The 15756-nt window shown below is 61.8% G+C and carries 15 protein-coding genes; 4 read left to right on the top strand and 11 right to left on the bottom strand.

The features are described 5' to 3' along the window. Positions 1–39 precede the first annotated feature (39 nt). The 4 genes from PAE61_RS13550 to PAE61_RS13565 all read left to right on the top strand — a co-directional run bounded on the left by PAE61_RS13550 (position 40) and on the right by PAE61_RS13565 (position 3465). Complete coding sequence (locus tag PAE61_RS13550) at positions 40–1185, top strand: acyl-CoA dehydrogenase family protein (protein WP_271112908.1); 1146 nt, start codon at positions 40–42, stop codon at positions 1183–1185. Continuing rightward, a complete protein-coding gene (locus tag PAE61_RS13555; protein ID WP_271112909.1) occupies positions 1185–2186 on the top strand; it encodes an enoyl-CoA hydratase/isomerase family protein in 1002 nt (333 codons plus the stop codon). Before PAE61_RS13550 ends, PAE61_RS13555 begins: the two co-directional genes overlap by 1 nt. Beyond that, a complete protein-coding gene (gene mmsB, locus PAE61_RS13560; protein ID WP_271115160.1) occupies positions 2182–3075 on the top strand; it encodes a 3-hydroxyisobutyrate dehydrogenase in 894 nt (297 codons plus the stop codon). The genes PAE61_RS13555 and mmsB overlap by 5 nt, the downstream gene beginning before the upstream one ends. Positions 3076–3168: 93 nt before the next feature. Then, positions 3169–3465: a hypothetical protein gene (locus PAE61_RS13565; RefSeq protein WP_271112910.1), complete on the top strand. Its 297-nt coding sequence runs from the start codon at positions 3169–3171 to the stop codon at positions 3463–3465. Here PAE61_RS13565 and recN read toward each other — a convergent pair whose 3' ends face one another. From recN to PAE61_RS13620, 11 genes are all read right to left on the bottom strand, one after another. Next, entirely contained in the window at positions 3466–5109 is a 1644-nt protein-coding gene (gene recN, locus PAE61_RS13570; protein ID WP_271112911.1) for a DNA repair protein RecN, read from the bottom strand. Between the two features lie 34 nt (positions 5110–5143). Then, positions 5144–5992: an outer membrane protein assembly factor BamD gene (locus tag PAE61_RS13575; protein ID WP_271112912.1), complete on the bottom strand. Its 849-nt coding sequence runs from the start codon at positions 5990–5992 to the stop codon at positions 5144–5146. A 138-nt stretch (positions 5993–6130) separates the two neighbouring features. Then, positions 6131–7069 carry a UDP-3-O-acyl-N-acetylglucosamine deacetylase gene (gene lpxC, locus PAE61_RS13580; RefSeq protein ID WP_271112913.1) on the bottom strand — a complete coding sequence of 313 codons (939 nt, stop codon included), beginning with the start codon at positions 7067–7069 and terminating at the stop codon, positions 6131–6133. Between the two features lie 228 nt (positions 7070–7297). Beyond that, entirely contained in the window at positions 7298–8899 is a 1602-nt protein-coding gene (ftsZ, locus tag PAE61_RS13585) for a cell division protein FtsZ (protein ID WP_271112914.1), read from the bottom strand. A 224-nt stretch (positions 8900–9123) separates the two neighbouring features. Beyond that, the gene (ftsA, locus tag PAE61_RS13590) at positions 9124–10458 is read right to left on the bottom strand and encodes a cell division protein FtsA (RefSeq protein WP_271112915.1); all 1335 of its coding nucleotides are present in this window, start codon (positions 10456–10458) and stop codon (positions 9124–9126) included. 18 nt (positions 10459–10476) lie between these two features. Further along, a complete protein-coding gene (locus PAE61_RS13595) occupies positions 10477–11460 on the bottom strand; it encodes a cell division protein FtsQ/DivIB (RefSeq protein WP_271112916.1) in 984 nt (327 codons plus the stop codon). Beyond that, positions 11448–12374 carry a D-alanine--D-alanine ligase gene (locus tag PAE61_RS13600; protein ID WP_271112917.1) on the bottom strand — a complete coding sequence of 309 codons (927 nt, stop codon included), beginning with the start codon at positions 12372–12374 and terminating at the stop codon, positions 11448–11450. Before PAE61_RS13600 ends, PAE61_RS13595 begins: the two co-directional genes overlap by 13 nt. Before the next feature lie 109 nt (positions 12375–12483). Beyond that, positions 12484–13344 carry an NAD-dependent epimerase/dehydratase family protein gene (locus tag PAE61_RS13605; RefSeq protein ID WP_434803076.1) on the bottom strand — a complete coding sequence of 287 codons (861 nt, stop codon included), beginning with the start codon at positions 13342–13344 and terminating at the stop codon, positions 12484–12486. A gap of 8 nt (positions 13345–13352) precedes the next feature. Continuing rightward, positions 13353–14186 carry a glycosyltransferase gene (locus PAE61_RS13610; RefSeq protein WP_271112919.1) on the bottom strand — a complete coding sequence of 278 codons (834 nt, stop codon included), beginning with the start codon at positions 14184–14186 and terminating at the stop codon, positions 13353–13355. 76 nt (positions 14187–14262) lie between these two features. Next, on the bottom strand, positions 14263–15186 hold the full coding sequence (murB, locus tag PAE61_RS13615; protein WP_271112920.1) for a UDP-N-acetylmuramate dehydrogenase: 924 nt from the start codon (positions 15184–15186) through the stop codon (positions 14263–14265). Positions 15187–15270: 84 nt separating this feature from the next. After that, complete coding sequence (locus tag PAE61_RS13620; protein WP_271112921.1) at positions 15271–15678, bottom strand: hypothetical protein; 408 nt, start codon at positions 15676–15678, stop codon at positions 15271–15273. Between the last annotated feature and the right edge of the window lie 78 nt (positions 15679–15756).

Below are 15756 nucleotides of genomic sequence, written 5' to 3' on the forward strand. Positions count from 1 at the left end.
GGTCCGCTGTCAGCCCGGCAAAACAGGGAGGAGCAGGGAATGGATTTTTCGCCAAGCGAAGAACAGCAGGCGATTTTCGAGATGGCGCGGGATTTCGGCGCCGGAGAAATCGCCCCTTACGCCGAAGCATGGGAAATCGAAGGTACGATTCCACGCGAGTTATGGGCCAAGGTCGCAGAACTCGGTCTGGGCGGAATTTTCGTCTCCGAGAAATACGGAGGATCGGGGCTTTCGCGTCTGGACGGAACGCTTGTCTTCGAGGCGCTTGCGATGGCCTGTCCCTCGGTCGGCAGCTTCCTATCCATCCATAATATGTGCGGTGGCATGATCGACAAATTCGGCTCGGAAGAGGCGAAGCAGAAATTCCTGCCCGATCTTTGCGCGATGCGGAAAATCTGGTCCTATTGCCTGACCGAGCCCGGATCTGGCTCGGATGCGGCGGCCCTCAGGACGAAGGCCGAGCGGCGTAATGACGGGTTCCGGCTGAACGGGACCAAGGCGTTCATCTCGGGCGGCGGCTATTCCGACTGCTATCTGACAATGGTCCGTACCGGCGATGACGGGCCGAATGGCATCTCGACCCTTGTTGTCGAGGACAGCACGCCGGGACTCAGCTTCGGTGCCAGCGAGCGCAAGATGGGCTGGAAGGCTCAGCCGACCGCGCAGGTTCAGTTCGATGATTGCCTGATCCCTCTGGATAACCAGATCGGAGAGGATGGGCGCGGTTTCCGCTATGCGATGGCCGGGCTGGATGGCGGACGGCTGAATATCTCGGCCGGTGCGCTTGGCGGGGCGCAGGCCGCGCTGGATAAGACGGTGGCCTATATGGCCGAACGGAAGGCTTTCGGCAAAACGCTCGATCAGTTCCAGGCATTGCAATTCCGGCTGGCCGAGATGGAAACCGCGCTGCAATCGGCCCGGATCTTCCTGCGGCAAGCCGCGTGGAAACTGGATCAGGGCGCACCGGATGCGACGAAATTCTGCGCGATGGCCAAGCTGCATGTGACCGACCGCGCGTTCGAGGTCGCAAATCAGTGCCTGCAACTTCACGGCGGCTATGGCTATCTTGCCGATTACGGGATCGAGAAAATCGTCCGCGATCTGCGCGTTCACCAGATCCTTGAGGGCACGAATGAGATCATGCGGCTGATCGTCAGCCGCGCATTGCTGGCGGAGGCAGGCTGATGGCAGATATGGAAATCCGGAAAGATCGCCGCGCGGGGCGGATGACCTTCAACCGGCCCAAGGCGCTGAATGCGCTGAGCCATGAGATGGTAAAGGATATTCACGCCGCATTGTTGGACTGGCAGGATGACAGCGAGGTCGAGCTGATCATCATTGATGCCGAGGGTGAAAAGGCCTTTTGCGCGGGGGGCGATATTGCCGCCGTCTACAGGGCGGGGCTGGCCGGGGACCACAGCACGGGGCAGAAATTCTTCTTCGATGAATACCGGATGAATGCCGCCATCGCGGATTATCCCAAACCCGTCATTGCCTTCATGAACGGTTTCGTCATGGGTGGCGGCGTCGGTGTCGGAGGCCATGCCAGTCACCGGATCGTCGGGGACACGACCCGCATCGCGATGCCGGAATCCGGGATCGGGCTGATCCCTGATGTCGGCGGATCGTGGCTTCTGGGCAAGGCTCCGGGCCGTATCGGGGAATATCTGATGATGACCTCGAACCGGATGGATGCAGGGGACGCGATCCATGCCGGTTTTGCGGATTACTATATCCCCGAAGATCAATGGACCGCGCTGAGCGACCGGCTTGCCGAAACCGCGGATATTTCGGCAATCAAGGGGCAAACTCCTCCGGAATCCGCCCTCGCCGCGCGGGATCTGTCCGCATTCGAAGCGGATAGTATCGGCGAAATCATTGCCCGTCTTGAGGCGCAGGGCGATACTGACAGCCTCAAACCCATTGGCCGGAACTCACCGCTTTCGATGGCCGCCGGTCTGCGTCTGGTCCGCGAGGCCCGCAAGGATTCGCGGATGCAGGACAGTCTTGCCCGCGAATATCGCTTCACGCATCGCGCTACGCAGGACGGAGACTTTATCGAAGGAGTCCGCGCACAGATCATCGACAAGGACCGCAACCCTGCATGGTCCGCCGATGCGTCCGATCAGGCCGTCGAGGCCGTTCTGTCGCCGCTTGGCGATGCAGAGCTGAATTTTACGAATTAGGAGGAGCCGCCAAATGAAAATCGGGTTTATCGGATTGGGGAATATGGGCATGCCGATGGCGATCAACCTCGCCAAGGCCGGTCATGAGGTGCAGGCATTCGATGTCGCGAACAAGGCCGAGGCTCCGCTGATTGCCGCCGACTCTGCCGCGCAGGCAGCGGAAGGCGCCGATGTGGTGATCACCATGCTGCCGAATGGCCAGATTCTGCGCAGCGTCGCAGCCGAGATAATTCCGGCCATGCAGCGCGGCGCGGTGCTGTGCGATTGCTCGACGGTGGACGTGGAATCCGCGCTTGCCGTTGCGGATGACGCGAAGAAGGCCGGGTTGGGCACACTGGACGCCCCGGTCTCGGGCGGTATCGCGGGTGCATCGGGCGGCACGCTGACCTTTATGGTCGGTGGTGGAGACGAGGCTTTCGCCACGGTGAAGCCGCTCTTCGAGATCATGGGGCAGAAGGCCGTCCATTGCGGCGCGGCCGGAGCGGGGCAGTCCGCCAAGATCTGCAATAACATGATCCTCGGCGCGACGATGATCGTCACCTGCGAGGCCTTCGCGCTTGCCGACAAGCTAGGTCTGGACCGTCAGAAAATGTTCGACGTTGTTTCAACCTCATCGGGTTATAGCTGGTCGATGAACGCCTATTGTCCCGCCCCCGGAGTCGGGCCGCAATCTCCGGCGGATAACGACTATAAGCCCGGATTTGCTGCCGATCTGATGCTGAAGGATCTGAAACTGGCGCAGCAGGCCGCCGCAAGCGTCGATGCCGATACTCCGGTCGGTGCCCTTGCGACGCAGCTTTACGATCGCTTCGTGACCGAGGAAGACGGCGCAGGACGCGATTTTTCCGCAATGCTGCCCAGATTCGAAACGCGAGGCCGCAACGGCTGAGAAAAACAGTACAGAATAGTCATTCTGACGGGAACCGCATCGGTCTGTTCGACGTTTCCGGGGATCAAGAAGAAAAAACTACTGAGCAGACCCATGTCACCCGGCAATATCGCTTTCGTTTTCGCCGCCGCCGCAGCCGCTTTCGCCGCCACGCTTGTTCCCTCCAGCGAGGCTGAGCACACGCGCTCAACTGAGAGCGGCAAGATCCAGATCGGTGAAGTGGTGGCGAATGATCAGTTGCATATCATCTCGCATCCCGGGCGCTACGGCTTGGGCCCAGAGCTTCCGGGCAGCAATTACGCTGTGTTCAATAATTACCTGATCCGGGTCGACTCTCAATCCGGTCAGGTTCAGTCGGTGATCCGGGAAGTGAACAAAATCCTCGACTGATCACCTGTCCACCAGCGACCGCGCGGCATCGCGGGCGGCATCCGTCACATATTCGCCCGACAGCATCCGCGCGATCTCATCGATCCTGTCCTTCTGATCCAGTGCATCAACCCGGCTTGTGGTCATGCCGTTATCGACCTGCTTCGCAACCTTGAAATGCACCGAGCCAAGCGCCGCCACCTGCGGCGAATGGGTGACCACCAGAACCTGAGCGCTCTCAGCCAGACGTGCCAGACGACGCCCGACAGCATCCGCCGTCGCACCGCCGACGCCACGGTCGATCTCATCGAAAATCAGCGTCAGAGCATCGTTTCCCCGTGCCAGACTGACTTTCAGCGCCAGCAGAAAGCGCGACAACTCACCGCCCGACGCGATCTTGTCCAGCGGTCCGGCAGGCGCACCGGGATTCGTCGCGACGGTGAACGCCACCGCATCGCGCCCGTCCGGTCCGGGCTCCGCCGGTTCCAGCCGCGTCTCGAACACGGCACGCTCCATTTTCAGCGGTGCCAGTTCCGTGGCCATCGCAGCATCCAGAAGCCCCGCAGCCGCTTTGCGAATCTCATGGATTTTTTCGGTTTCCGCATCATAGATCCGTTCGGCCTCCGCAAGCGCTTCCCGAAGCCGGGTGATATCCTCTGCCCCGGCATCCAGAGCCTCAAGCCGCGCACGAAGCTGATCGGCCAGCACGGGAAGATCGTCCGGCGCGGTATCGTGCTTTCTGGCAAGCGCCCGCAACGCAAACAGACGTTCCTCGGTCGCCTCAAGCTCATGCGAATCAAAGCTCATCTCGCGAAGCGCATCCTCAACCCCTGAACTGGCTTCTCCGAGTTCGATCAGGGCGCGTGACAGCGCGGATATCGCGACATCGAGACGTTCCCCGGCCTTATCCGCCGCCCCCTCAAGCCAGCGATTTGCATCCAGCATCGCACCCTCGGCCCCGTCAGGACCAAGCGCCTGCGCCGCGCGGGCAACATCCTCACGGATCCGCTCGGCTGCCTGCATGGCGCGGCGGGCGCTGTCCAAACGCTCATCCTCGCCGGGTTCGGGGTCGAAATCGTCCAGCTCTTTCACGGCGTGGCGCAGGAAACCCTCTTCCGCGCGGGCCTGTTCCAGCCGCATCTCGGCATCACGCAGCGCAGCCGCCGCGTCTCTTCGTCCGTTCCAGGCAGCGCGAAGCGGCCCCAGATCGGTTCCGGCAAACGCATCCAGAAGCTGACGATGCCCGCGAGGGTTCAGCAGACCGCGATCATCATGCTGGCCATGCAGTTCCACAAGGGTTTCAGAGAGCGCACGCAGCACCTCACCCGAACTGCGCCGGTCATTGATCCAGGCCGTCTTGCGCCCATCGGCATTGTTGACGCGACGCAGGATCAGCTCATCTCCGGCATCGATCCCGGCCTCGGCCAGAACCGCCCGCGCCGGGTGATCCGGCGGCAGAGAGAACACCGCCGTCACCTCGCCCTGAGCGGCGCCGCTGCGCACCAGTTCGGCACGGCCACGCCAGCCAAGAACAAACCCCAGGCAATCCAGCAAAATGGATTTGCCCGCGCCGGTTTCTCCGGTCAGCACATTCAGCCCCGCGCCGAAATCCAGTTCCAGCCGCTCGATAAGAAGAATGTCGCGGATATGCAGTTCGCGCAGCATCGCCCCACCCCGCAGGGTGCGCTTTAGCGCACCGTTACAGCCACTTGCCTTGAATAACCTGACGATAGACGTTGGTCAGCCAGCTATTCCCCTGCGGGGTCATCGTCAAGCCGCGCCCGCGAAGCTGATTATAGGCATCCTGATAGAAGGGCGAGGACTGGAAGTTATGGCCCAGAATAGCACCCGCCGTCTGCGCCTCATCGGTCAGGCCAAGCGCCAGATAGGCCTCAACCAGACGCATCAGCGCCTCGGGCGTGTGAGTCGTGGTCTGGAAATCCTCGACAACGACGCGGAACCGGTTCACGGCAGCTGTATAATGGCCACGCTTGAGATAATACCGCCCGATCTCCATTTCCTTGCCTGCAAGGTGATCGAAGGCCAGATCGAATTTCAGAATCGCGCTGCGGGCATATTCGCTGTCGGGATATTCCTCGATCACTTCGCGCAGCGCCTGAAGCGCCTGGAAGGTCAGACCCTGATCGCGACCGACCTCATCGATCTGGTCGTAATAGGACAGCGCCAGAAGATATTTCGCATAGGCCGCATCGTCGTCACCGGGATAGGTATCGATGAAACGCTGCGCCGCACCCCGCGCCTCTTCATATTCCTTGGCCTGATGATAGCCATAGGCCTGCATGATCAGCGCACGCTTCGCCCATTGGGAATAGGGATAGAGCCGCTCAATCTCCGAGAAATAATAGACTGCGGTATCGGGCTGGCGGTTATTTTCCAGCTCATACTCGCCGCGGCGATAGATTTCTTCGGCGGTGAAGTTTTCGACCGGCACCCTTTCATCGGATCCGCGACCGCCCCCGCAGCCCGCCAGAAGCGAGCCCGCCAGAACGATGGCCAGAAGGGTTTTGGACGAAACGAAGCGGACCATCAGAACCTGCCTGTCAGAACTTAAACGCCAGTTGACGAGTCGGACCCGCATCGGCCCAGTCGTCCTAGCACAGAACATCAGGGGGCGCAAAATGGCAATGTAGTGATTTTCCCGATAGTTGCGCGGGACTGTACAGGTTCAGGCAACCGCGATCAGAGCGGGCGCGTTGACCGGGCCATAGGCGGCAACGCCGGCGCCCGGCAGCCGGCATTCCAGATCAGACTCGCAGGTCACCCATTCCCAGGCATCCGCATCGGCGAATAATGCCCGAAGCAGCTTGTTGGTCATCGCGTGACCCGCCCGGTTCCCGGTGTAACGCGCCAGAAGCGGTGCACCGGCAAGGGCCAGATCGCCCATCGCGTCCAGCATCTTGTGACGCACGGCTTCGTCCTTATGGCGCAGCCCGCCGGGCGACAGGACCTTGCTGCCATCGACGACGACGGCATTCAGATAGGTGCCGCCAAGTGCCAGACCGTTTTCGCGCATCACATCGACATCCGCCTGACGGCAGAAGGTGCGGCTGTCCATCAGCTCACGGACAAAGGCCCCGTTCGCCATATCAAGAACCTTGTCCTGACGGCCAATGGCTTCATCCGCGAAGTCGATATGAAAGTCGATCTCAAGATGATCCGCAGGCTCCAGCCGGGCGACGGCCTGCCCCTCACGCACTTCGACCGGGCGTTTCAGGCGGATTGCCCGCTGCTCGCCTTCCAGGATCCGGATCCCGGCATCCAGAATTCCAGCAACGAACTCAGCCGACGAACCGTCAAGGATCGGAACTTCGGGCGCATCAATGCGGATCAGGGCATTTTGGATGCCCGTCCCAGAAAGCGCCGCCATGATATGTTCGATGGTCGAGACACGCGCCCCGTCTTCGTTTTCGATCAGGGTACAGAGTTTCGACGGCACGACCCGATCCCACAGCGCGGGAATCCGGTTCACCCCGGCAGGAAGGTCGCTGCGTTCGAAGACAATACCATGCCCCAGAGGAGCCGGTGCTATTTCCATGCGCACGGTCACGCCGGAATGAAGCCCGACGCCCCGGAATATTGTCGCTTTCGCAATTGTTGCCTGCATGGTTCTGCCCGTTTCTTATCTGGCGGATATTTCTTTTCTCCGCAGCTTCCAGATAGGCACAGCCCGCGTCACGCTCAACTAACGTTTTGTGACTCTCTGTAACAAACCCGGTCAGGAAAACCGCGCGTTATCCGTATATTGCGCGTATAAACGGGAAAAGGGCCGCCCCTGCGGCGACCCTTTGTGATGTTCTGAACACGCAGCCGTGACCGGCTGCGCAGCAATATGTCAGTTTGCCTGACGGCGCAGGAAAGCGGGGATCTCGGCATTGTCCGACTGCGAATCGTCGGCAAGATCATCGAAATCCGTATCGAGATTGCCCTGACGACGAGCCGAGAGACGCTCACTGACACGATCTGCAATCGAGGCCGAGGACGGTTTCTCGCCATTATGGCCAGCCATACGCTCGATCATTCGGCCCAGGCCTGCCATGCGGCTTTCGCCCCGGGCGGCAGCATCAGGCTCTGGTTTCCGGCGGACAGGAGCCGACGGCGCACGCGCGGCAGCACCCGGCTGCGCGGCGGCGGCACGGCGCATACGCTCAAGCACATCCGCTGGCGGGGTCCCGCGCGGCGCGGCGCTGCGCGGTGCGATGAAGTCCCCTGCATCATCCCCGATCGGATCGACAGGAGCGCTTGCACGGACCGGCTCTTTCGGCTGATAGGCCGGAGCGGGCATGTCATCGTCGCCGAGCATTTTCGGCTCGGCCGGTGCTTCCGCCCTCGGCGCAGGCTCTTCGATCCGGGGTGCCGGAGCAGACGCAGCGCGGCGCGGCGGCACGTCTTCGACCTCGGCCCGCGCAGGCTGCTGAGCCGGTGCGGCCTCAACACGGCGGCGCGGTGCAGGCGGAGCGGCCTCTTCGATGGCAGCGTCGATACCTGTCGCCACGACCGAAACGCGGATCGCGCCTTCCATAGAGGGATCCAGCGTTGAGCCGACGATGATATTTGCATCGCCATCGACCTTGTCGCGAATGATATTCGCGGCCTCGTCCAGTTCGAACAGGGTCAGATCGGTGCCGCCGGTGATGTTGATCAGCACACCCTTGGCGCCGTTGAGGCTGATTTCGTCCAGAAGCGGGTTGGCAATCGCTTTCTCGGCGGCCTGCACGGCGCGGTTCTCGCCCTCGGCCTCGCCCGTGCCCATCATCGCCTTGCCCATTTCGTCCATAACGGCGCGAACATCAGCAAAGTCGAGATTGATCAGACCCGGACGCACCATCAGATCGGTCACGCCCTTGACGCCCTGATACAGCACGTCATCGGCCATTGCGAAGGCTTCGGTGAAGGTGGTCTTTTCGTTGGCCAGACGGAACAGGTTCTGGTTCGGGATGATGATCAGCGTATCGACATGCTTTTGCAGTTCGGCCACGCCGCTATCGGCCTGGCGCATCCGCTTGGTGCCTTCGAACTGGAACGGCTTGGTCACGACGCCGACGGTCAGAATGCCCATCTGGCGGGCGGCCTGCGCGATGATCGGCGCAGCACCCGTTCCGGTGCCGCCGCCCATCCCGGCGGTGATGAAGCACATATGAGCGCCCTGCAGGTGATCGACGATATCTTCAATCGTCTCTTCCGCCGCACGCGCACCTACTTCCGGCTTCGCACCGGCACCCAGACCCTCGGTCACTTTCGGACCAAGTTGGATCCGAGCCTCGGAACTGGATTGCTGCAGCGCCTGCGCGTCGGTATTGGCGACCACGAAAACACAACCGTCAAGCTGCTTTTCGATCATGTTGTTGACCGCGTTGCCGCCTGCGCCACCGACACCGAACACGGTGATGCGCGGCTTCAGATCGTCGTCGTCGTTCATCATCAGATTGAGGTTCATGGTTTCCGCCTGTTGTTTTTTGACTGCGACTCGGGTCTCGCGCCCGGTCGAATCCCCCGTATTCCTGAAATTGTAACCGGGAGAGGCCCTATCGTCACCCGAAAAACACGTGTCTCACGCAAAATCTTGTGGGCAACTCATGTGTTTCCGGCGGTATCTTGCCGACACCGCTTGATATAGGGGAAAGCCCTACCGCCCCTACCACCTGTAATTTCAGTTACCTGTCACCAGTTGTTGCGAAACCAGCGATAGGCGCGGCGCAGACTGCGCGCCGGATAGGTCTCGGCGGGAGTCTCGAAATCCCACCATTCATCCTGTGGATGCGCCGCAAAAAGCGCGAGTCCGACCGCCGATGCGAAATTCGGTCCGGTCAGTTGATGCGGCAATCCGTGGATCCTCAGAGGACGGCCGATTCGCACATTCCGTCCAAGCATCCGCGCCGCAAGACCGTCCAGCCCCGGTATCTGGCTGCCGCCGCCGGTCAGAACAACCTGCTGACTTGGCATGTGATCGAACCCGGCGGCATCGAGGATTGCGGCGACCTCTTCAAGGATCTCTTCGACGCGGGGACGCATGATCCCGATCAGATCAGAGCGGCTTATGCTGCGCCTGTCGGTCTCCCAGTCTCCGGTTTCGCCGCCAAGTTCGATCAGATCGCGGTCATCGCGCCCGGTGGCCTCGACCCCGCCATTCAGGGTCTTGATCCGCTCGGCGACGCCCATCGGAATGCGCAGCCCCTTGGCGATATCCTGCGTGACCAGATCCCCGCCCATCGGCACGGCATCGGCGAAAATCATGTGTTTTTTGACGAAGATGGAAACCCCGGTCGCGCCGCCGCCCAGATCGATACAGGCAGCACCCAGTTCCTGTTCGTCCTCGACCAGAGAGGAGAGCGCCGACATGTAGGACCCCGAGGCCACGCCCGCCAGTTCCATATCGCAGCGCCGGATTACATGGATCAGATTGTCGATCGCGTCGCCATCGACGGTCAGCACATGCATATCCACGCCGAGCGACTGGCCCGCATGTTCCCGTGGGTCCATCAGCCCCGAGCGCCCGTCCACGGTGAAATTCACCGGCTGCGCATGCAGTACCTGACGACCACGCCCGAAATGGGGCACTTCGCAGGATGCCAGAACATGGGCGATATCGCCCTGAGCGACCTTGCCGTTCTTGATCGCGATCTCACCGTCGAGACCGTAAGAGGCCGGTCGCGCCCCGGAAATACAGGCGATTGCGTGATCGACGCGGACCCCGGCCAGTTTCTGCGCTGCCTGAACGGCGGTGCGGATGGCGCGTTCGGTTTCGGCCATCGTCTCGATCTCGCCGAAACGGACCCCGCGGGACCGGGTCGTCGCGGCACCGATCACGCGGAAATTCGACTGACCCGCCATCGGTCCGACGCCGTCGGCCTCGCGATAAATCCCCGGCCCATCGAATTGCAGAACGAAACAGGCCACCTTCGAGCTGCCGATATCCAGAACCGCAATCACACCGCGCTGCAACGCCGCCTGACGCATATTCCGCATGGCGCGTTGCTGCTGATAAAGATCCTTCATCCTGCCTGTTCCTCGCCCTCAGCTCTTCGTATCTTCTTCCGGCTCTTCGCCATTCGGCCCCAGCAAAGGCTGGCCCCGCGCGGCACGGATCGTATTGCGGGCCTTGACGCCGATCTGCGCTGTGGGGCGTTTGCCATTGCGCAGATCCACGACCGAGACATCCCGCCCAAGCAGGTCATCGGCCCCGTTCAAAGCGATCACCCGCTCAAGCGCCGCGACCGCGCCTTCGGCGGGCAGCCTGATCCGCTGGCCCCGATCCAGAACCACATCCCAACGCCGCTCGCCGACACGCTGCAACCCCCTGACACGCGGCAACAGAGGACCGGCGGCGGCGAACAGCCGCATCGCCTCGGCAGCGGCCTTGTCGGCGCCTTCCCCGGCGATCAGCGGCAGTTCCGAGCGGACAGAGCGCTCCGTGACCGAGGCGACGCGATGACCCTCTTCGTCGAGCTGCTCGATGCCCCGCGCATGCCGCCACAGCATGACCGGACGGCGCTCGGACACCTCGGCCGCCAGAACGCCGCCGGGCTTCACGCGCAGCTCGACATCCTTCACCGCGTCGAGCATCAGAATATCCTGACGCAGCTGATCCAGATCGATATCAAAGCTGGAAGTCGGCAGATCCACAGGCAGCATCATGCGCAGCGCCTTGTCGACCGGCTCGGATGCGCCGTCGATGGTCATCACCTTGACCATGAACTGTTCGCGGTTCTGCACTTTTTCGACCATGCCGGTCAGCCCCCCCGCCAGAGAGGCGCGGCGGTCTTCATCCGACAGCCAGAGCAAAGCCGTGAATGCGATCAGAAAGGCGGGCAGCCCGACCCGTGTCAGCTTGCGGAAACCCGGCGTCAGCCACATCCGGTTCAGCCGATAGGCAAGCCGCGAAGGCGCGGGATCGCGCCGGGGCTTCTGTGCGGTATTCTGCGGACGGCTCCAGCCCTTGCGGGGCGGCGTAGGCTGCGGGCTGAAGCCCGGATCGTGATCCCGGTTCACACCCTGCATAACGCATCCTCAACCAGCCACGCACAAAATGCCGGGAAATCCATATCCGCAAGGATCATCGCCTGCTCTGGCGCCAGAGAGGTCGGCGTCATGCCCGGCTGGGTATTGATTTCCAGCAGATACAGGCCAGAGAGACCACGGCTTTCATCCCACCGAAAGTCGGTGCGGCTGATCCCGGTACAGCCGAGCAGCCGATGCGCACGCAGCGCGTAATCCTTGCAGGCCGCCGTGATGTCATCGGGGATCTCTGCCGGAACCACATGGCGCGACCCGCCCGTCTTGTATTTCGCATCGTAATCATACCAGCCATCGGTGACGATTTCCGTCACCCCGAGCGCCTTGTCGCCCAGAACCAGCGTCGTCAGCTCGCGGCCCGGAATATAGGTCTCGACCATCACCTGTTCCGGCATCTGACCGCCGATCTGCGCCGGTCCGTTCGCGCCGTCGCGCACGATATAGATGCCGACGCTGGACCCCTCGGCATTCGGCTTGACGACATAAGGCGGCGGCATCGGATGTTCACGCCGCGCCGTTTCGGTCGGCACGATGATGCTTTCGACCACCGGCAGCCCGGCATCCCGGAACAACTGCTTGCTGAGCGTCTTGTCCATCGCCATCGCCGAAGCCAGCACTCCGGAATGCGTATAGGGAATCCCCAGCCAGTCGAGCATGCCCTGAACGCGGCCATCCTCTCCGCATCTTCCGTGCAGCGCGTTGAAGATCACATCGGGCGCGGCATCCGTCAGCCGCGCGGGAAGATCTTTTCCCGCGTCGATCTCGGTAACGTCATAGCCCGCCTGCCGCAGCGCCTTCGCACATTCCGCCCCCGAGGACAGGGACACCTCGCGCTCGGCTGAGGGTCCGCCCATCAGGACGACGACTTTCGGGGCTGTCCTGCTCGACCTGCCCGCCAATTTCGCCTTTCTGCCCGGTTTTCCCGGATCCTGTATCTGCCGCCCGATTATTCCGGGTCGTGCCTGATTTCACGATTCTAGCGAACTCGGGCGAATCAGGGAAGAGGGCTTATGCAGCTGAGGGCGGAAAACCTGAATCGGCAGCAATCTGCCTGACGGTCCGGCGCAGCAATGTCAGCCCCCCGGGCTGCCAGCCAAGCGATTTCAGCCTGTCGGTGTTCATCTCATTGAAATCGCTGCTATCGGCCTGCGCGGGCAGTTCGCCCTGAATGCCGGTGACCTCCTGCCAGATCTCCAGCAGGGAGCGCCGGTCCAGCAGCAGATCAGAGACGTTATAAACCCCATCCGCCCCGCTCAGCGCCAACCGGACGGCGTGCGCCAGATCGTCGCCGTGAACCTCAGAGCCGATGCGCGGCGCGACCGGCGCACCCTTGCCGAAATCTTCGAACAGATCCGCCCATTTATGCTGCTGCCCCGGCCCCGCCGGACCATAGACACCGGTCGCCCGCAGCACGGTCGCTGCCTGCCCCGAGGCCAGAAGCGTCTGTTCCGCCGCAAGCTTCGCCTCGCCATAGAGAGTATCGGGAGCGCAGATCATATCCTCGCTCAGCATGCCGGGCTGAGGACCATACACAGCGCGGGAGGACAAAAACACCACCCGCGCCGCAGTTTGCGCCGCCGCCTCGAACAGGCGCAGGCTTCCGTCGAGATTTCTGCGCAGGAAGCCCTCTGCATCATCGCCCTCACCGCCGCGGTAACGGCCCGGAATATGGCTGAAAGCAGCATGCACCACCGCATCCGCATCGCAAAGCTCGATCCGCTTGGCCGCAAGATCGTAATGGCTGTGCCTGACATCGCCATCGAACAGCCCCGGCGCGGGGCTGTGCCGCGACATGACCGTCACCTGATCTCCGGCGGCAAGCGCTTCATTGACGATAAACCGACCGACAAGCCCGGTCCCGCCGGTCACCGCGATCCTCATGTCGCTGGCGGCAGGCTAGCGGGATCAATGATCGGTCCCTGCCCCGCATATCCGCGCCATAATTCGATCAGCGGGCGCAGCCGGTCCGCCTTGTCATGATCCTGCCAGGGTTTCTCATACTGGTAATGCAGAATGTGGATCTCGGGCCATGACCAGAGTTCCGGCATGTTGAACCAGACATATTGCAGCATGTTGTAGAACACCGGCAGGCCGTGCCAGTCAGGGAAGAACTCCTGAAGGAAGGTCTGATCCGTCCGTCTCCAGAACACGCCGGGCCGGTCGAGACGCTGCATCATCGCCTCGAACGTCGCCACGGACGGGCGGGCGGTGAAAACGCCCGAGTTCAGCCGGTGAAAATCCGACAACCCCTCATATACATTCGGTGCGGCGCAGAATTCGGGATACCGGAACAGCTTGTCGCAGTTCTTCAGCATGACCGCATCGGCGTCGATGAAAACGACAGAGTCGTATTCCGTCAACTGCCACAGCCTCAGCTTGGCGAAATTATCCAGTGGAGTATGGAAAGGCGGCTTGGTCCCCTTGGTGAAGGCCGCGCGGGCATGCAGCGCATCACGGGCATGGGCCAGATTGAACGCATCGGATGTGTCCAGCAGATCCGTGGCAACCAGACGGGCACCCGCATCGCGCAGCTTCTGAAGCGATTCGTCGGGAACCGAGGTGTGCAGCACAACGCAATCCGCCCCGGTCCCGGTCAACCGGATCGAATTGATCAAAGCCAGAGCGCCAAGCGAATAATCCGCATTCGTCGCCAGCGTCACATAGGCATTCCGGCTTGCCGCGGTTTTCTCCGGCCTCAACCCTTCTGACATAGATGCTTCCTTGCCTGATGATCCATCCGAAATGACGCGCATTTGCTATGATCAGCCGATATCGCGCCTGCGCCTTTCAGGACGCATCGCCGATACGGATTACTTCCCATTGCAGATCATGCCCCGAGCTGGTCCGCACGCGCTCACGCACCAGTTCGCCAAGTTGCTCCAGTTCGGCTGCCGTAGCGCCATCCGCATTCAGCAGGAAATTGGGATGTTTCTCGGACATCTGCGCCCCGCCGAGACGATATCCGCGCAATCCAGCATCCTCGATCAGCTTCCATGCTTTCAACTCATGCGTATCATCCTCGCGCCCCGTCGAACTGAACCCGGCCGGGTTGCGGAAGGTCGAACCCGCGCTGCGCTCACGCGTGGGCTGGCTCGCGTCGCGCTTGGCAAGCTGATCCTGCATGCGCTGATGCAGCTTGTCCGGCTCGCCGCGCTCTGCCTGAAAACGGGCAGAGATAATGACCGCGCCTTCGGGCAATTCGCTGTGGCGATAGGCGAATTTCAGGTCGTCGCGACCGAGGGTCAGACGCTCACCTTTGCGGGTGACGATGGTCGCTTCCGTCAGGTGATCGGCGATATAAGACCCATAGCAGCCCGCATTCATCCGCACCGCTCCGCCAATGCTGCCGGGGATGGTGCGCAGAAATGTCAGATCAAGCCCCTGATCCGCCGCTTTTCGCGCGACATGGGCATCAAGAGCAGCCGCACCGGCGATCACGTGATCGTCCTCGAAGCTGATTTCGTTGAAGCCCCGCCCCAGTCGGATCACCACGCCGCGAATCCCGCCATCGCGGACGATGAGATTAGAGCCGACCCCCATCGGAAAGACCGGGATCCCAGCATCCAGAGCCGAAAGAAACTGGGCAAGATCATCGGGGTCGGCGGGCTGCAACAGCCAGTCAGCCGGGCCCCCGACGCGCAGCCATGTCAGCGAGTCCAAGGGGCGATCCGGGGTCAGTGTGCCGCGGGAAGAGGGAAGCTTCGTGTTCATGCCTCGCTGGTAGCCAGCCAAAGCTGAGCCGTCAACATTGCGACCGCGCAGGAGTCCAAAGCAGGTCGCGGTTTGCCCCAAATATCAGGGCATAGCGATTGAGGTTGCGCTGCCTCCGGCAGTCATGAAGCTGATGATCAGGCAGACCAGGATCAGTGCGGACACTGCACCGATATCCCATGCCCGATCCGGGCCGCGATAACGGCGTCCGCGAAATGCGCCGTGCCCCATCAGCAAAGTGCCGACCAGTCCGCCCAGAACCAGACCGCCTGCCATCAGGAAAAGCGCCACTCCAAGCCCGATGCCGATGACCCCTTCAAATCCGGTCGCTCCATATTGACCGAGAATGCAGCAGACTATGGCCGCCACAACGGTCATCATCACCATTGCGAGAAATGACAGATAGGACCGTGCCCTGAGACGCCGCGCCCCGATCACACCTCCAACGCCGATGATCGTGACACCCAGAATATAGACCAGCAAGATTTCCATTCCGTCCTCTTCTGTATCGGCGATGCGAGGGGCGGCTGACCGGCCCATCGGGTGCTTAACGTTTCATGGATGCAGTCT

It is taken from the genome of Paracoccus aerodenitrificans (assembly GCF_027913215.1).
Lineage (GTDB): Bacteria > Pseudomonadota > Alphaproteobacteria > Rhodobacterales > Rhodobacteraceae > Paracoccus > Paracoccus aerodenitrificans.